This window comes from Neobacillus sp. K501 (assembly GCF_053749995.1).
In genome coordinates this window covers 293,927-311,674 of record NZ_JBSLYA010000002.1, presented here as the reverse complement: position 1 = coordinate 311,674, position 17,748 = coordinate 293,927, and the positions used below count along the sequence as shown (strand labels likewise).

The 17,748-nt window shown below is 38.6% G+C and carries 19 protein-coding genes; 12 read left to right on the top strand and 7 right to left on the bottom strand.

All coding sequences use genetic code 11. From position 1 onward, the window contains the following. The first annotated feature begins 384 nt into the window (after positions 1–384). The 6 genes from dnaG (at position 385) to ACWM35_RS06050 (ending at position 7,339) form a co-directional block, all read left to right on the top strand. Positions 385–2,205 (top strand): DNA primase, encoded by a 1,821-nt coding sequence (gene dnaG, locus ACWM35_RS06075; RefSeq protein ID WP_454816451.1) that lies wholly within the window; start codon positions 385–387, stop codon positions 2,203–2,205. 45 nt (positions 2,206–2,250) lie between these two features. After that, complete coding sequence (gene rpoD / locus ACWM35_RS06070; protein ID WP_454816449.1) at positions 2,251–3,381, top strand: RNA polymerase sigma factor RpoD; 1,131 nt, start codon at positions 2,251–2,253, stop codon at positions 3,379–3,381. A 365-nt stretch (positions 3,382–3,746) separates the two neighbouring features. After that, the gene (locus ACWM35_RS06065) at positions 3,747–4,886 is read left to right on the top strand and encodes an acyl-CoA dehydrogenase family protein (protein WP_454816447.1); all 1,140 of its coding nucleotides are present in this window, start codon (positions 3,747–3,749) and stop codon (positions 4,884–4,886) included. Positions 4,887–5,068: 182 nt separating this feature from the next. After that, a complete protein-coding gene (gene cccA / locus ACWM35_RS06060; RefSeq protein ID WP_454816445.1) occupies positions 5,069–5,428 on the top strand; it encodes a cytochrome c550 in 360 nt (119 codons plus the stop codon). Between the two features lie 86 nt (positions 5,429–5,514). After that, entirely contained in the window at positions 5,515–6,246 is a 732-nt protein-coding gene (locus ACWM35_RS06055; RefSeq protein WP_454816443.1) for a tRNA (adenine(22)-N(1))-methyltransferase, read from the top strand. Further along, positions 6,224–7,339, top strand: coding sequence for a Nif3-like dinuclear metal center hexameric protein (locus ACWM35_RS06050; protein WP_454816441.1), 1,116 nt, complete (start codon positions 6,224–6,226; stop codon positions 7,337–7,339). Before ACWM35_RS06055 ends, ACWM35_RS06050 begins: the two co-directional genes overlap by 23 nt. 27 nt (positions 7,340–7,366) lie before the next feature. Here the strand turns inward: ACWM35_RS06050 and ACWM35_RS06045 are convergent, their stop codons facing one another. Then, positions 7,367–8,305, bottom strand: a complete 939-nt coding sequence (locus ACWM35_RS06045) for a 4-hydroxy-3-methylbut-2-enyl diphosphate reductase (RefSeq protein ID WP_454816439.1) — start codon at positions 8,303–8,305, stop codon at positions 7,367–7,369. Positions 8,306–8,439: 134 nt separating this feature from the next. Next, on the bottom strand, positions 8,440–9,108 hold the full coding sequence (vrrA, locus tag ACWM35_RS06040; RefSeq protein ID WP_454816437.1) for a VrrA/YqfQ family protein: 669 nt from the start codon (positions 9,106–9,108) through the stop codon (positions 8,440–8,442). 256 nt (positions 9,109–9,364) lie between these two features. Between vrrA and ACWM35_RS06035 the strand changes: the two genes are divergently transcribed. Together ACWM35_RS06035 and ACWM35_RS06030 are read left to right on the top strand one after the other, a co-directional pair. Beyond that, positions 9,365–10,675, top strand: coding sequence for a DEAD/DEAH box helicase (locus ACWM35_RS06035; protein ID WP_454816435.1), 1,311 nt, complete (start codon positions 9,365–9,367; stop codon positions 10,673–10,675). 21 nt (positions 10,676–10,696) lie between these two features. Then, on the top strand, positions 10,697–11,590 hold the full coding sequence (locus ACWM35_RS06030) for a deoxyribonuclease IV (RefSeq protein ID WP_454816434.1): 894 nt from the start codon (positions 10,697–10,699) through the stop codon (positions 11,588–11,590). Between the two features lie 26 nt (positions 11,591–11,616). On the opposite strand, the gene ACWM35_RS06025 is transcribed toward ACWM35_RS06030, so the two are convergent. Beyond that, positions 11,617–11,871 carry a DUF2624 domain-containing protein gene (locus tag ACWM35_RS06025; protein WP_454816433.1) on the bottom strand — a complete coding sequence of 85 codons (255 nt, stop codon included), beginning with the start codon at positions 11,869–11,871 and terminating at the stop codon, positions 11,617–11,619. Positions 11,872–12,045: 174 nt separating this feature from the next. Between ACWM35_RS06025 and ACWM35_RS06020 the strand changes: the two genes are divergently transcribed. From ACWM35_RS06020 to ACWM35_RS06010, 3 genes are read left to right on the top strand one after another with little or no spacing between them, the layout of a single operon-like run. Beyond that, on the top strand, positions 12,046–12,825 hold the full coding sequence (locus tag ACWM35_RS06020; protein WP_454816431.1) for a metal ABC transporter ATP-binding protein: 780 nt from the start codon (positions 12,046–12,048) through the stop codon (positions 12,823–12,825). Next, positions 12,822–13,667, top strand: coding sequence for a metal ABC transporter permease (locus ACWM35_RS06015; RefSeq protein WP_454816429.1), 846 nt, complete (start codon positions 12,822–12,824; stop codon positions 13,665–13,667). The genes ACWM35_RS06020 and ACWM35_RS06015 overlap by 4 nt, the downstream gene beginning before the upstream one ends. Before the next feature lie 13 nt (positions 13,668–13,680). After that, positions 13,681–14,091 (top strand): Fur family transcriptional regulator, encoded by a 411-nt coding sequence (locus tag ACWM35_RS06010; RefSeq protein ID WP_454816428.1) that lies wholly within the window; start codon positions 13,681–13,683, stop codon positions 14,089–14,091. A 38-nt stretch (positions 14,092–14,129) separates the two neighbouring features. Here ACWM35_RS06010 and ACWM35_RS06005 read toward each other — a convergent pair whose 3' ends face one another. Then, positions 14,130–14,693, bottom strand: coding sequence for a hypothetical protein (locus ACWM35_RS06005; protein ID WP_454816426.1), 564 nt, complete (start codon positions 14,691–14,693; stop codon positions 14,130–14,132). A gap of 185 nt (positions 14,694–14,878) precedes the next feature. Here ACWM35_RS06005 and ACWM35_RS06000 point away from each other — a divergent pair, with 185 nt between their 5' ends. Next, complete coding sequence (locus ACWM35_RS06000) at positions 14,879–15,247, top strand: hypothetical protein (protein ID WP_454816424.1); 369 nt, start codon at positions 14,879–14,881, stop codon at positions 15,245–15,247. A gap of 63 nt (positions 15,248–15,310) precedes the next feature. Here ACWM35_RS06000 and ispG read toward each other — a convergent pair whose 3' ends face one another. From ispG to ACWM35_RS05985, 3 genes are all read right to left on the bottom strand, one after another. Then, entirely contained in the window at positions 15,311–16,414 is a 1,104-nt protein-coding gene (gene ispG, locus ACWM35_RS05995; RefSeq protein WP_454817099.1) for a flavodoxin-dependent (E)-4-hydroxy-3-methylbut-2-enyl-diphosphate synthase, read from the bottom strand. Between the two features lie 116 nt (positions 16,415–16,530). Beyond that, positions 16,531–16,860: a hypothetical protein gene (locus ACWM35_RS05990; RefSeq protein WP_454816422.1), complete on the bottom strand. Its 330-nt coding sequence runs from the start codon at positions 16,858–16,860 to the stop codon at positions 16,531–16,533. A gap of 86 nt (positions 16,861–16,946) precedes the next feature. Next, positions 16,947–17,726 carry a DUF1189 domain-containing protein gene (locus tag ACWM35_RS05985; protein ID WP_454816420.1) on the bottom strand — a complete coding sequence of 260 codons (780 nt, stop codon included), beginning with the start codon at positions 17,724–17,726 and terminating at the stop codon, positions 16,947–16,949. Positions 17,727–17,748 lie beyond the last annotated feature (22 nt).

Here is a 17,748-nt window from a genome sequence, read left to right as displayed (position 1 = left end):
ATAAAAGTTGACTGTTAAAGAAGGAATATGCGGAGTGATGTAGAATTAGTACTTATATAAAAGGCATTCCGACTATTTTTGTCGATGCAGATTCACGCCCAGTAAAAGAGGATATTGTCGAAATTGTTTTTAAATTTTCCGTGAAAGTTCTTTTTGTCGCTTCTTATGATCATCATGGGAACCATAAAACTACATATGCTAACGCAACATGGAAATATGTTGATTTCTAGGAAGGAAGCTAGAAAAAGGGGTGTATATAGTAAGAGACCAAAACCTTTTAATTCTGAAGATCGAAGAAATTTTTGTTAAAATTAACTTAAATTTTGTCGAATTTTGAAGGAATTTAGCAGGTTCGTGGAGAATGTTTAAATTGGAGATGTTTTCATGGCTGACCGTATTGCCGAAGAAAAAATTGATCAAATTCGCCAGAATGTTGATATCGTCGAATTAATCAGCGATTACGTTCAACTAAAAAAACAGGGTCGAAATTACTTCGGATTATGCCCATTCCATGGAGAAAATTCACCATCCTTTTCCGTATCACCCGATAAACAAATTTATCATTGTTTCGGATGCGGAGCAGGAGGAAATGTTTTTTCATTTTTAATGGAGCTTGAAGGTGTAACCTTTCAGGAAGCTGCCATTAAATTAGCAGATAAGGCTAATGTCGAGCTGCAAATATCATCACCAGCTAATCAGAAGGGAAAGAATGTGTCACCTGAGCTTCAGGGTATGCTTGATGCTCATGAGCTGTTACGTAAATTTTACCACCATCTTTTGGTAAATACAAAAGACGGCCAGCACGCATTAGAGTATTTACTGAAGAGAGGCTTCACTCGTGAATCGATTGATAAATTTCAAATCGGCTATTCATTGAATTCCTGGGACTTTGTTTATAAGTTTCTAAGCAAAAGAGATTTTTCACCAGATTTGATGGAAAAAGCGGGATTGATTATCAAACGAGAAAGAGACGAAACTTATTTCGACCGCTTTCGTGATCGAATCATGTTTCCGATTCATGACCGCAACGGAAATACGATTGCTTTTTCAGGGAGAACACTTGGGGCAGAAGAGCCAAAATATTTAAATAGTCCCGAAACAGCAATCTTTAATAAAAGTAAAATTTTATATAATTTTCATTTGGCGAAGCCAAATATTCGAAAAATGCAATACGCCGTTCTTTTTGAAGGATTTGCCGATGTCATTGCAGCTGACCGCTCTGGTGTAGAGAATGGTATCGCAACAATGGGAACCTCGTTAACGGACGAACACATCGCCCTCATACGGCAGAATACCCAAGCGATAACGATCTGTTATGACTCGGATAAGGCCGGTATTGAAGCTGCTTACCGTGCAGGAAACATGCTTACAGGTGCTGGCTGCCATATTAAAGTAGCAATGATGGCGGATGGACTAGATCCTGATGAATACATTAAATTGAATGGTCCGGAAAAATTCCGCAAAGAAGTTATTGACGCAAGCTTGACATGGATGTCCTTTAAATTTCTCTATTTTCGCAGAGGAAAAAATCTTCAAATTGAAGGAGATCGGCTTGCTTATATCGAAGAAATATTAAGAGAAATAAGCAAATTGACAAACGCTGTTGAAAAAGATCATTATTTGCGGCAATTAGCTACTGAGTTTTCACTCTCGTTGGATGCTTTGCAATCTCAGTTAAAACAGCAGGAAAAACAAAATTTCTTTGCTGAAAAGAAAAATGAGAAAGGAAAGAATCCCCCGGTTCAAAAGCCGGTCATCTCAGCAAAATCAAAAAATGAATTAAAACCTGCACATTATACGGCTGAGAGACGACTGATTGCACATATGCTAAAAGATCGTGATTTCGCTTATAAAGTTCAGGATTTATTGCAAGGAAACACGTTTAATATCGATGAGCATCAGGCAGTCATCACTTATCTCTTTGGATTTTACGAAGAACATATGAATCCTGATTCTAGTGCGTTTTTATCCTATATTCAAGATGATAATCTTAGAAGAATGGTTGCAAACATTGAGATGATGTCGATAAATGATGAAATAAGCAATCAAGAATTAAATGATTATATCAAACAGGTGTTGAATTATCAAAAAATGTTAAAAATAAAGGAAAAAGAAGTGGAACTTAAAGACGCAGAGCGAAAAAGTGATTTTATCAGAGCTGCTGCAATTGGAATTGAAATTAATCAATTGCGTAAATTGCTATAGATTTCATCTGTATTGTCTTTGAATTTGGAAGGAGGGGACTCCCTTATGGCTGCAGAAAAATCAGCACGTTCAAAAGAGGCCGAGAATGAATTGACCTTAGAACAAGTGAAAGACCAGTTAACTGAACTTGGTAAAAAAATCGGCGTCCTAGCCTATGATGATATTGCCGAAAAAATGGCAGGTTTTGACCTCGAGCCTGATCAAATGGATGAGTTTTATGAATTCCTTGGTGAACAAGGAGTCGAATTAGTTGGCGAAAGCGATGAAGAAGACCCGAGTATTAAACAACTGGCTAAAGAAGACGATGATGAATTTGATCTAAACGATTTAAGCGTTCCTCCTGGGGTTAAAATCAATGACCCGGTTCGCATGTACTTAAAAGAAATTGGCCGTGTCGACCTTCTATCTGCCGAAGAAGAAATTAAGCTTGCTAATCGCATCGAAGAAGGCGATGAGGAAGCAAAACGACGTCTTGCCGAAGCAAACCTCCGCCTCGTTGTAAGTATTGCTAAACGCTATGTTGGCCGTGGAATGCTATTCCTTGATCTTATTCAAGAAGGGAATATGGGTTTAATTAAAGCAGTAGAAAAATTTGACTATCGAAAAGGATTTAAGTTTAGTACGTATGCCACTTGGTGGATTCGCCAAGCGATTACACGTGCGATTGCTGACCAAGCAAGAACGATCCGTATCCCGGTGCATATGGTTGAGACCATCAATAAGTTAATCCGTGTTCAAAGACAGTTACTACAGGATCTTGGCCGTGAACCAACACCTGAAGAAATTGCGGAAGATATGGACTTAACACCGGATAAGGTTCGAGAAATTTTAAAAATAGCTCAAGAGCCTGTCTCACTAGAAACACCTATCGGTGAAGAAGATGATTCGCACCTTGGTGATTTTATCGAAGATCAGGATGCAACTTCCCCTTCTGAGCATGCTGCTTATGAATTATTAAAAGAGCAGCTAGAGGATGTCCTAGACACGCTTACAGATCGTGAAGAAAATGTTCTGCGCCTCCGTTTTGGACTTGACGATGGACGTACCCGAACTCTTGAAGAAGTTGGTAAAGTTTTCGGTGTTACGCGCGAACGTATTCGTCAAATCGAAGCCAAAGCTCTACGGAAATTACGTCACCCAAGCAGAAGCAAGCGTTTAAAAGACTTTTTGGAATAGATCGAAAAGCGGAAGCGTCTAGGCGCTGCAGCTAAACAAATATTCATAAATGGTTTACCTCTTTTATTAGGGGTAAACTTTTTTTTAGCCTAATATGAAAGCACTTTCTCATTTGTATTTATTTTACTGAATTGTCTTTCACTTTGCAAATAGACTTAAAAAAATTCTTGCTATCTATAATCACATTTTATTTTCTAAATAAAGTTTATTCTGAAGTAAAAATCAATAGACGCAAGGTTATTATCGAAAAAATATTATCCTGTCATAGCTATTTTATCGTAAAATTAAAAATGTTGGGAAAATTGCATAAACCCCCGTATAATAGTAATGGTAGCGCATACAAAAGGATTTTTAGGGGGATGATTATGAATTTTGATTTAACTTCAGAACAAGCGATGATTAAAAAAATGATGCAAGAGTTTTCCGATGAGGTTGTTGCACCTGGTGCCCTCGATCGTGATCGTAATAAGCAATTTCCATTAGCCGTCTTTAACCAATTAGCGGATATGGGGATAATGGGACTGCCATTTCCTGAAGAATATGGTGGGGGAGGAGCTGACACGATTAGCTTTGCAATTGTTACGGAAGAACTAAGCAGAGCTTGCGGATCGACAGGAATCACTTATTCGGCCCATATTTCATTAGGAGGGGCGCCGCTATACTTATTTGGAACAGAAGAACAGAAACGAAAATATTTAACGCCAATTTGTACTGGAGAATCATTTGGGGCATTCGGTTTAACCGAACCAAATGCCGGCTCTGATGCGGGTGGTACGCGAACTTCTGCAATCATTGAAAATGATGAATATGTTATTAATGGGAATAAATGCTTCATTACCAATGCTAGCTTTGCCAACCATTTAGCCTTAACTGCGGTGACAGGCACCGAAAATGGAAATAAGGAGATTAGTGCGATTATTGTGCCTACTGATGCGTTGGGCTTTAAAGTAATCGACAATTATGAAAAAATGGGGCTAAACGCTTCAAATACAACAGAACTTGTGTTGGAAAATGTCAGAGTCCCTGTAGAAAATTTGCTAGGTAGAAAAGGACAGGGATTTAAGCAGTTTTTAATCACTCTTGATGGCGGCAGGATAGGGATTGGAGCCATGGCTGTAGGAATCGCTCAGGGTGCCTATGAAAAAGCTCTTCAATATACGAAGGAACGTAAGCAGTTCGGCAAATCGATTTCATCTTTCCAAGCTGTTCAATTTAAACTTGCAGATATGGCAATGAAAATTGAATTAGCACGTAATATGGTTTATAAAGCCGCATGGTTAAAGGATCAAGGAAGACCGTTTAGTAAAGAAGCGGCTATGTGTAAGCTATATGCCTCAGAAATATGTATGGAAGTTACCAATCAGGCCGTGCAGTTGCATGGGGGATACGGCTATATGAAGGAGTATCATGTGGAGAGAATGATGCGTGATGCCAAGCTCTTGGAAATTGGTGAAGGTACCTCAGAAATACAAAGAATGGTCATTGCAAGACAAATTGGTTGTTAACAAATTAATAGGGTATATTATTAAGGCTGATAATAAAATATCAGCCTATTCGCTTTTTTTATTAAATATTATCGTGACAAAGTAAGTTTAGGGCTTTTCCTTCTTGCATTTTTAAAGTAAAATAGTAGTTGTTTGTAGAATGACTATATTTACAGATTTACGTACATAAGGGAGGTTATAGTATGAATCGAAATCCGATTATTCCTTACATCCTCATCTTTGTTTTTGGAATCGGACTAATGTTCTTTTTGTCTTTCAAAGGCCTCGGGGATGCAGATGAATTAGCTAAGGAAAAAGAAGGCGGTGCGGAAACAACCGAAACGGTTGCCGCTAAACCTGAAGACATTTATACCAAATCCTGCGTTAGCTGTCACGGCGATCAGTACCAAGGGGGAATGGGACCTGCACTTAAAGGTGTTGGTGACAGATTGTCTAAGGATGAAATTGTTGAAATTGTAACCAAAGGTAAAGGGAATATGCCTCCTGGTATGGTTACACCAGAACAAGCTCCAGAAATGGCAGAATGGTTATCTGGTCTATAAAATTTTTGTTTAAAGAAAAGTCCTTTGCATCTGTAAAGGACTTTTTCTATACTTATAATGGATAATACATAAAAAGTGGTGGTTATTTGAATACAGATAAATTGTCAGCTCGTTTAGAAACAGTCGCGAAATATGTTCCAAACGGAGCTAAGCTGGCTGATATCGGCTCTGATCATGCCTATTTGCCATGCTATCTTGCTAAGAATGAAACGATAAGTTTTGCTGTCGCCGGTGAAGTGGTTTTGGGACCTTTTCAATCTGCGGTAAAAAATGTCCAGGCTGAAGGCTTGACTGATATGATTTCCGTTAGAATGGGTAATGGGTTAGAAGTGGTGGAACAGGATGAAGTCGATTGCATCACCATTGCAGGAATGGGCGGTACCCTAATCGTTAGTATATTAGAAAATGGTAAAGAGAAATTAAATTCGGTTTCCAGGTTAGTGTTACAGCCGAATATTAATGCGATGTCCATTCGACAGTGGTTTATGGAGAATCAATGGGAACTCATTGTTGAAGAGATTCTCGAAGAAGACGGGAAAATTTATGAGGTGTTGGTTGCTGAAAGAGGTAATCCATCTGTGCCGTATCAGAACGGAAAACTTGAAGTTGGTTTACTATTTGGACCGTTCCTATTGCAAAAAAAAGATCAAGCTTTTATCAAGAAATGGAATCTTGAAAGAATAAATTGGCAGCGAATTTATCGACAACTTGAGAGTGCGGCACAAACCTCAGAAACAATAGCGAAAAAAGAAGAGCTTTTAAAGAAAATATCATTTGCAGGGGAGGTATTGGGAGATGAAGATAGCCAACGGTCATGAATTAATCCAACTGTTTGAACAGTTTTCACCGAAAGGTCTTGCGATGGAAGGGGATAAGATTGGATTACAGGTTGGGCGTCTGAACAAAAAAGTTGAACGTGTCATGATTGCGCTTGATGTATTAGAAGAAGTGATTGATGAGGCAATTGAAAAAAATGTTCAGCTCATAATCGCACATCATCCCCCGATCTTTCGTCCGCTTAAAAATGTGATTACCGATACTGTTCAAGGGCGGATGATTGAAAAATTAATAAAGCATGACATTGCAGTCTATGCGGCACATACAAACCTAGATGTAGCCACAGGTGGTGTCAATGACCTGCTCGCTGAGGCACTTGGCTTAGAGAATCCCGAAGTGCTAGTCCCGACGTACGAGACGGAGCTTAAGAAATTGGTTGTTTTTGTACCTTCTAGTCATGAAGGAGAGCTTCGCGAGGCTTTAGGGAGAGCAGGGGCAGGACATATTGGCAATTATAGTCACTGTTCCTTCTCAACAAGTGGAACAGGAAGATTTTTGCCGGGCATGAATACAAATCCGCATATTGGCCAAGAGGGCAAGTTAGAAGTAGTGGATGAAGTCAAAATTGAAACAATCGTTCCGGAGCAGCTGTTAAAAAAAGTTTTAACTGCGATGCTAAAAGCACATCCATATGAAGAAGTTGCGTATGATATCTACCCTGTCGAAAACAAGGGTGAAGTACTTGGTCTTGGTAGAATTGGAACAGTGAATGAAATGAGTTTAGCTGAATTTGCTGAAAGTGTGAAAACTGCGCTAGAGGTGGATAAAGTTCGGGTTGTTGGAGATTTAACTTCCAAAATAAAAAAGGTAGCCGTTTTAGGCGGCGATGGAAATAAATATTTCAGTCATGCCAAGTTTAAAGGGGCAGATGTTTATGTTACGGGTGATATTTACTATCATACAGCGCATGATGCGATGATGCAGGGACTAAACATGGTCGACCCAGGTCATAATGTCGAAAAAATCATGAAAAAAGGTGTAACAGCCAAGCTTACAAAAATGTGTAAACAAGCTGGGTACGAAGTCGAAATTTTCCCTTCTGTAATAAATACAGACCCGTTTCAATTTATATAAAAAAATCGGTCCTCAGGACCGACTTTTTTATTTTTTTACCTTAGGTAAAATTTTGTTTAATGGGACTTTTCTTCGACGCTCCCATGTTGCTTCATTGTTTGGATCAAATTGTTCAAGGAAAGAAATGACTTCCTTGGTAATCGGGGTTGGTGTCGACGCACCTGATGTTACAGCTACGTTTTTAGCATCCTTAATCCAGTCAATTTCAAGCTCAGTAATATCGGCAATTCGATAAGCCTTCGTCCCGGCAATTTCCTCTGAAACCTGTGCAAGCCGGTTGGAGTTGTTACTCATTGGATCACCAACAACTATGGTAACATCAGCCTCAGTTGCCTGATTGGCAACTGCTTCTTGACGAACTTGGGTAGCTAGACAAATTTCTTTGTAAGCTTCAGCATGGGGGTACTTTTCCTGCACTTTTTTCATCGTTTCAGCTACATCCCATTGACTCATCGTCGTTTGATTCGTCACAATCAGTTTTTCACAATTAATATTTAAAGCTTCTACATCGTTCGGGGTTTGAACGAGATGAACCCGACCAGGTGCGACCCCAACAGCTCCCTCGGGCTCTGGGTGACCTTTTTTTCCGATATAAATGACTTGATAGCCTTGCTTCGTTTTTTCCTCAATCAAATCATGAGTTTTGGTTACATCAGGACAAGTGGCATCAATGGTTACAAGCCCTTTCTTTTTTGCCAGCTCTCTAACTTCTGGAGAAATACCATGAGCTGTGAAAATGACCGTACCTGAATCTACTTTATCTAGTATTTCTTTGCGATTATCACCATCAAGGGTAATGATTCCTTCTTCGGCAAAAGCATCAGTGACATGTTTGTTATGAACAATCATCCCCAAGATGTAGATTGGACGAGGTAAGGATTTATCTAATGCGGCATTTCTGGCAATGACCATGGCATCTACAACGCCATAACAATATCCGCGGGGTGAAATTTTAATAATTTGCATCTATATAAGTCCTCCTAAAGAACATTGACTTTGAATCTATGTATTTATTATATAAAACTAATAGAAATAATACAAAGATACATTTTTCCTGTTGATTTTAGAGGGAAAAATAAAAGATGCTGTCAGCAGCATCCTTAAATATAAAGCTTCGGAATTGAATTACCTCTGTGTTTTGGCGGCATTTCTTCAACGGTATCTACCGTTTTGGTTTGTTTTTTCCTTTCAGCCTTCTTTGGGGCAGTTTCCTCTTCCGAAACGTCAGTCTCTACCATGACAGAGGTATCTTCTGTTTCTGAAACAGAATCTGCAGTGTTTTCTTCAGTTGATTCATTACTAGGTAAATCCTTAAATCCCTTATATAATTTCCACATTACAGGGAGATTCTTGACGATTGGTCCATATTGCTGAATCATCGGCCCAATCGTTTGTGCTGTCTTTATTACTTGCTGAGTATTATTAAGAAATCCTGATATGCCTTCTGGTCGACTTAATGTTTGGAGAATGGATCCTAGTCCACCACCGCCACTTGAGGTACTTCGGCCAGCATGCTGCATAACGCCAAGTCCTCCGGTCCGCATTCCTTGATTTTTTCCGCCAAGAATTCTAGCCAGTAATCCGCCGCCACTTCTTCTGCCTTGTCCTCTGACCATCATTTGCCTGCCACCTTGGAATGGGTTTGGCCCACCCATCAATTGACCTCCGCCAAAGGGATTTACCATCGGACTCTGACCAGCATAGGGACTTGGACCGACCCTATATGGTCCCATTCGTCCTTGAAGTGGCATTCTCTGTCTAGGCTGCATATTGACAGCCTCCTCTCCAAAATTAATCCTCATGGTTTACAGTATGCAGATAACGAAATTTGGTTTAGGTATAATTTGAAAAACAAACTGAAAATTTGATGATTAAAAGCAAGCGAAAGGTAAAAGATGATAAGAGAGAAGTATTTCTGGTTATTTTGATTAAACTTTACTATAATTACATGATGGATAAAAAGGTGGAAACTCTTGCTATTGTAAGAAAACTACTCCAAATCATTTATATATAAGGAGATTTTATATGAAGGTAAATCGTTTTGAACGCTTTAAATTTCAGCCGTTTATTATAGAAGCAATAAATGAACTTGGTTTTTATGAGCCAACAGAAATCCAGGAAAAGATGATCCCACTTGTCTTGAAAAAGGAAAGTGCGATTGGGCAATCACAAACAGGTACAGGCAAAACATTGGCTTATGTCCTGCCAATTTTAGAAAAAATTAATCCGGCGCGACAAGAGGTGCAAGCTGTTATTACAGCACCTACAAGGGAGCTTGCCTCACAGATCTATCACCAAATCCTTAAGCTTACCGAGCACTGTAGTCCTGAGCAATCGATCATGACAAGATGTTATATCGGCGGTACAGACAAGCAAAGAACGATAGAGAAATTAAAAGTACAGCCTCATATTGTTGTAGGAACACCTGGAAGAATAAAAGACCTAATGGTGGACCAAGCCTTGTTTATTCACACAGCAGATACGCTCGTCGTTGATGAAGCCGATATGATGTTGGATATGGGCTTCATTGAGGATTTGGATCAGGTAGCTGCTAAAATGCCTGAAAAGCTGCAAATGCTGGTTTTTTCAGCGACAATTCCTGAGAAGCTAAAGCCATTTCTTAAAAAATATATGGAAAATCCAAAGACAGTCCATATCCAAGCGAAAAGACGTGCGGCTGAAAATTTAGAACATTATCTGTTGCCATCACGACATCGCAATAAAAAGCAGCTCGTTCATGATGCGCTCATTCATTACAATCCGTATTTAGCGATTGTTTTTACCAATACGAAAAAAATGGCGGAGGACCTTGCAGGCTTCTTAACTGAAAAGGGATTAAAAGTCGGAAGAGTACATGGTGATTTAAACCCGCGTGAACGTAAAAAAATGATGAAACAAATTCAAGATTTAGAATACCAATATATCGTTGCTACCGATCTTGCTTCTCGAGGAATCGATATTGAAGGTGTCAGCCATGTCATAAATTATGAACTGCCATCAGATCTTGATTTCTATATTCACCGTGTAGGTAGAACAGCGAGAGCTGGTAACTCTGGCATTGCCCTTACTGTCTATGAATTGTCTGATGAGGATGCTTTAAATCGATTAGAGAAAATGGGAATTCAATTTAAGTATGTTGATCTCAAAAATGATGGCTTTGTTGAGGCAGACGACCGAAACAAGCGAAAGACAAGGGTAAGGAAGGAAGACGAGGCGGAAAGAATAGCTAAATCGTTCGTCAAGAAACCACAAAAGGTAAAACCAGGATATAAAAAGAAAATGCAATGGGAAATGGATAAAATTAAAAAACGTCAAAGAAAATTAAAAAAGAAATAACCAAGAGGGGAGAGAGAAAACGTGTTAAAGATTGGATCACATGTATCGATGAGCGGGAAAAAGATGCTTTTAGCAGCAAGTGAAGAAGCTGTTTCATATGGTGCTAATACCTTTATGATTTATACTGGTGCACCGCAAAATACCCGCCGGAAGAAAATTGAAGATTTAAATATAGAAGCTGGGAGAAAGCATATGGAGGACAATGGAATATCAGAAATCGTTGTCCATGCGCCGTATATTATTAATATCGGAAATACAACAAATCCTGATACATTTGAGCTAGGTGTCAGATTCCTTCGTTCAGAAATTGAAAGAACGGAAGCTATTGGTGCCAAACAAATTGTCCTTCATCCAGGTGCCCATGTAGGTGCAGGAGAGGAAGCTGGGATAAAGAAGATTATAGAAGGCTTAAATGAAGTTTTAACCGGGAAAGAGCAGCTTCAGATTGCGTTAGAAACAATGGCTGGAAAAGGTTCGGAATGTGGGAAGTCATTTGAAGAACTTGCGATGATTATGGATGGAGTGCATTATAGTGATAAGCTTTCCGTTTGCTTTGATACATGCCATACCCATGATGCTGGCTACAACATTATCGAGGATTTTGATGGAGTGTTAAATGAATTTGATAAAATCATTGGCATTGATAAATTAAAGGTACTTCATATCAACGATAGTAAAAACGGTGTTGGAACGAGAAAAGACCGTCACGAAAATATTGGTTTTGGACATATTGGATTTAACGCGTTAAACTATATCGTTCATCATCCTCAGTTGACAAATGTTCCGAAAATCCTGGAAACTCCATTTGTTGGTGAAGACAAGAATAATAAAAAGGCACCATACTTATTCGAAATTGAAATGCTTCGTCAGCAGAAATTCAATGAGGACTTGCTTGATAAAATATTACAATCATAGTTAAAAGCTGTGCATGCGCACAGCTTTTATTTTGTAAATTGAAGAAATAGCTTATTTACTTCACGGGCTGTCTCTGGTCCAGCAATTTTTGCAATTTCCTTCACGAGTGCTGCTCTTTGGCTGACATCAAAAATATTTACATTCTTTCCCCTTAAGTATTCAGCAACCTTATTTGCTTGCTGGCGGTTAACTTTAATATTAAATTGATTTGCGTATTTTATTAGTTCTGCACCGGTAATGGTATTAATCTTATGATTAATAATATTCTCGAAAATTTTCACTCTCACCACTCCTTCCTGTTAATGTATGAAGAAGTCAGAAGATGGTGACAAATGGATAAATAACTAGCTTCATTACAGCCGGCAAGTAAAGAGACTTTACATAAAAAAAATACTGGTGTATACTACTTTAAGTTAAATCGGAATGATTCTTAAAATTAAAAGGTGAGATCGACTATGACTAGTAAAGCTATTATTGATATCAAACAGCTTTCCTACCGTTATGAAAAGGATATAGTTTTAGAAGACATTAATTTATCTATCCCCGATGGTTCTTTTTTGGCGATTGTTGGACCCAATGGTTCAGGAAAATCAACATTGTTAAAATTGATTTTGGGCCTGTTAAAGCTGCAAAAGGGAGAAATCTTTCTATTCGGGCAGGAAATGAATAAATTCAAGGATTGGCAGCAAATTGGCTATGTATCGCAAAAGGCAAATTCCTTTAATACGGGATTTCCGGCAACTGTTTTTGAAGTGGTGGCTAGCGGGCTGACAAAAAAACTTGGGTTATTCCATTTTTTTAAAAAGGAACATCGTCAACGCGTAGACGATGCTTTAGAAGCAGTTGGAATGAAAAAGTTTAGTAATCGAAATATTGGTGAGTTATCTGGCGGGCAGCAGCAACGTGTGTTTATTGCTCGTGCCCTTGTTAGTGAGCCAAGGCTACTAATCCTCGACGAACCTACTGTAGGGGTGGATGCTGAGAATGTAAATGCTTTCTATCAGATGCTTGGCGATTTAAATAAAAGCAGAGCCATTACACTTTTATTGGTGACACATGATATCGGAACGATTTCAGATAAGGTTACCCATGTTGCATGCTTAAATAAACATTTGCATTTTCATGGCGAAACGAACGAATTTGAGGAGCATCGAGTAGAAGGAATGTCAGAGTTTTATGGTCATGATGTTCACTTAATTTCACATCATCATGATCATGGAGGCGTTTTAAAATGATTCAAGGTATTCTTCAATATGAATTTTTACAAAATGCCTTTATAACGGGAATTATGATTGGAATTCTAGCCCCATTATTAGGAGTCTTTATCGTTGTCAGAAGACTGTCATTAATTGCTGATGCACTCAGCCATGTTACCCTTGCAGGGATTGCAGCCAGCCTGCTGTTAGAAAGGTATGTTTCAGCCATGAGCGGGTTGAACCCTCTATATTTAGGAATGGCTTTCTCTGTGGGTGGTTCGTTATTTATTGAAAAACTTCGCAGTGTCTACAAGCATTATCAGGAGCTGGCGATTCCGATCATTTTATCAGGTGGAATTGGGCTGGGTGTTATTTTTATTTCCTTAGCCGATGGCTTTAATACTGATTTGTTCAGCTATCTATTCGGGAGCGTTTCCGCTGTCAGCCGGACTGATTTGTGGGTGATATTCGCTATCAGTGTGATCGTCATTTTAGTGATTATTTTATTGTATAAAGAATTATTCTTATTATCCTTTGATGAGGAACATGCGAAAGCTTCAGGTATAGCTGTTAAGACTCTCCATTTTATTTTCATCGTAATGGTTGCTCTTGTCATTGCCGCTTCGATGCGAATTGTGGGTATTATGCTCGTCTCCTCTTTAATGACCTTACCTGTGGCAGCCAGTATCCGAATTGCCAAAGGTTTTAAACAGACGATCTTTTTCTCTGTCCTATTTGGTGAAATATCAGTGCTTGGAGGAATGTTCTCATCCTATTATTTAGATCTTGCACCAGGTGGAACAATTGTCATGATCGCTGTTGTTATTTTAGTTGTGACAATACTTTACAAGAAATTTACGATTCAGAAACAGATACAGTAAGGGGTGTAATCAGGTGAACGTAAATGAAGCCATCCAATTTTTAAAAGAAAATGGATTTAAACAAACTGGTAAAAGAGAGGATATGCTGCAATTATTTGCAGATAGTGATAAATATTTAACAGCAAAAGATGTTTTGGATGAGTTAAAGGAAGATTATCCAGGACTAAGCTTTGATACGATTTATCGAAACCTTTCTCTTTTTGTTAAGATGGGTATTTTAGAAATGACAGAACTATCTGGAGAAAAGCATTTCCGCTTTACCTGTTCCGGGCATCACCATCATCATCACTTTATTTGTCTTGATTGTGGAAAGACAAAGGAAATTGAAACATGTCCGATGACCAGTTTAAGTGAGGACTTGAAAGGATACGACATTTCGGGACATAAATTTGAAATTTACGGACGTTGCCCCGAATGTCATTAAAAAAGCTTAAGCGCATTAAAAGCTTAAGCTTTTCTCATTTATTTTAACCATTGTTGCACCCAATTGTTTGCTTCAATCCAATTATTTACCCGGATGACACCTTTTGGTATTGGGTCTTGATTATAGGGTGTATTGAATAAAAGGACAGGAATATCGCATTCTTCATGGATCGCAACAGCATTATCATGCTTGTCTTCGAGAAATATATCAACTTTATACTTTTTAGCTGTAGCCACCTTATCATGGGAACCGATTAGCTCTATATGATGGTAGGTTAAGCCTTTTTTGTTGAACCAATTCTTTGTATTTTCCAGCAGATGCGATCCTCTGGCGCTAATAAAGAACAATTCATGTTCTTTCTTCCATGTATTCAGCACATTTTCCGCACCTTGGGCTAGAGGAGATTCCTCATAAATAACTGGTTCATTCTCTCTGAACCAATTTGCAAATATTTCCTCTGGAACATTCACTGCTTTCGTTAAATCATATTGTTTAACATCTTCCAACGTTATATTCAAACCAAATCCTTTATTGATAAAGGGTAAAAGCGAGGTTGGACATGTTACTGTTCCATCAATATCAATTCCAAATCGTTTCTGCATATGCTGTTCACCTTCAAATGCTAAGTATTATTCTTTATTGTACCAAAGACAAGCATGATGCTAAAGAAGTTTGAAATAATTTTGGGCCGGAAATAAATGCCTAATTCAGACAATCATTAACATACTAAAAGGTGAAAAAAAACAAACAATAAGAAGGCTCCTATTACTGAAAGTGAGGGATTCGAATGGCGGATGAAAGAGACACTAAAGTGCGCGATAATCTCCAAAGTGCGAACATTGGCGAGGATATCCCGAATCAACCTTCAGAATTTAGGGAAGAAACAGCGGCAGAAATTGCCGCACCAGTTCCTTTAGTTCGAGGAAGGGACCGAGATGTCGATCGGGAAAGGGCAGAGGGCGGCGTCGGCATGGGCTGGGCAGCCTTAGCACTTTCGATTTTATCACTATTTGTAATGCCAATCCTTTTTGGTGCAGCAGGAATTGTGTTAGGATTCATTGCCCGCCGTCGTGGAGCAGAAGGTCTAGGAGCGTGGGCAATCGGTATTGGTGCCATTTCCATCATTGTCGGTATCTTCATATTACCGTTCTTTTAACACATAATGCTTAGGAGTAAAAAAGAAACCCGGCATAGATTGCCGGGTTTTCTTGATCTTTATTTATTTTGTAACAGCAGCTTCCTCTGCTGCTTTTTTCTGAAAGTATTCCTCGGCAATTTGGTCGATTTCCTTTTTTAATTCTTCAACCATTTGCGCTTCAGGAACCTTGCGGACAATTTCTCCCTTTCGGAATAACAATCCTTCACCACGTGCTCCTGCGATACCAATATCCGCTTCTCTTGCCTCACCAGGGCCATTAACGGCACAGCCGAGGACAGCTACTTTTATTGGAGCTTTAATCGTCGAGATATATTCTTCTACTTCATTAGCAATACTTATAAGGTCGATTTCAATTCTGCCACAGGTTGGACATGAAATGAGCGTGGCAGCATTAGAAGATAGACCAAATACCTTTAACAGTTCTCTGGCGACCTTAACCTCTTCAACAGGGTCAGCACTTAAAGAAATTCTTAAGGTGTTGCCAATTCCTTTACTAATAATCGCGCCTAATCCGGCTGCACTTTTCACAGTTCCTGCAAAAAGTGTTCCTGATTCAGTTATTCCTAAATGCAAGGGATAGTCAAATGCCTTTGCGGCTTTCTCATAGGCCTCAATGGCTAGATTAACATCAGATGCCTTCATCGACACAATGATATCATGAAAATCTAAGTCCTCAAGAATTTTTATATGATGAAGTGCACTTTCAACCATACCATCCGCTGTAGGATATCCGTATTTTTCAAGAATTCTTTTTTCTAAGGAACCGGCATTTACACCAATTCGAATAGGGATTCCTCGTTCTTTTGCAGCCTTCACAACCGCTTCGACTTTTTCACGTTTACCGATATTACCTGGATTAATCCGGATTTTATCAGCGCCGCCTTCAATCGCTTTAAGCGCTAATTTATAATCAAAGTGGATATCTACAACTAGTGGAATGTTTATTCTTTTTTTGATTTCTGAAATGGCGTTGGCTGCACGCTCATCTGGACAGGCAACACGGACGATTTGACATCCGGCTTCTTCCAGACGTTTGATTTCAGCCACGGTTGCTTCGACATCATGTGTTTTGGTTGTCGTCATACTTTGTATAATTAATTCGTTACTACCGCCAATCGTTAAATTTCCTACTTTAATTGGACGGGTTTTCGTACGATGAATAATTTCACTCAAGAGAAATTCGCTCCTTCAATTTGGATTCGAATAATATTTATTTTGTCATGCTTTCATTATTTTATCAGTGACTGACTAATCTTGACAAGACTGATGCATTTATCTGTCTAATTAGAGTAGTCTGGAAACTGATAGCTCGAGCCAATTTTAATTTTTTCGGGTGCTTGTCCTGGATTTAAAGCTTCGAAATCCTTAATTAATTCATCAATTGAGACCGGCAGCGGTTGATCTAATTGATTTTCAATAATAGAAATCAAGGTTTCACCTGGTTTTACCTCTGCTTCAAATGCGGATATTTCAAGAGTGTCATTTGACACGGCATTTGTTGTCACTTGAGTTTGTTTCGCAACTGTGCCAGGCAAAGTTCCTTCTGTTAAATCTATGTAAATGACATACAAAATTAACAATCCGAAAAGGGGGAGTAGAATTCTTTTCATAAAATTATGCCTCCAAATGAGATATTTCTACATCCCTATGCTTGTCCACGATAAATTAGAACAAAAAAACGCACCATTAGGATGCGTTAATCAATATTCTTACTTTTAGGTTTAGGTATTTCTCTAATGGCTAAATATAATACAATAATCGCCACAAACCAATTAATCATAAAGCTGTTAGGAACTGGTGTTTTAAGGGCTGCCATAATTGTAAAGAAAAGAGTTGGTAATGTTTCACTGTAGGCCGACATTCTCCATAATTGACCGTAGTTGAGTTTTCTATCAGTAAGATTTTTTAAGGCTAGACCAAATAAAGCTAAAATAGAAACTTCAATAAAGTTAGCTGCACTTAAAATGAGGAAGATGATGACCGAAATAATGGGAATCATAATTCCTTTTACTCCATCGATCATTTCAATAATTTCCAGCAAATCTGTATTAGTGATGTAAAATCCTTCAATCATTGAATAGTGATAGGAATCTGTTGTTCCGCCTGATGTAAAGACAAATTCATCCTTCAATAATGCCAGTGCAGTTTCTTCATCTGCAATATCCTCATCGGTTAGTGTACCTGTTGGATCAAGGATAAAAGAAAAATCATCTTTTTCAATGGTGACAGGTACATCTGTATCTGCTGTAAGTACCCCATTCTCGACTGTAAAAGGAGGGACCTCATATTTAATAATAGTCCGAGCTGTTTCGACTCCGGATGAAATAGCTGTAATTAAGTAAAAAATAGTAGGTAGAATGGAGATAAAGGTTAGGAAGAATACATATAAGATCGTTTTGCCTATTCCTTGCAAACGGAAAGAGGCTATATCCCTAGGGGAATATATGCTTTTATAAAATTGTTTAAAAATATTCATGTTAAACCACCCTTAAAAATAT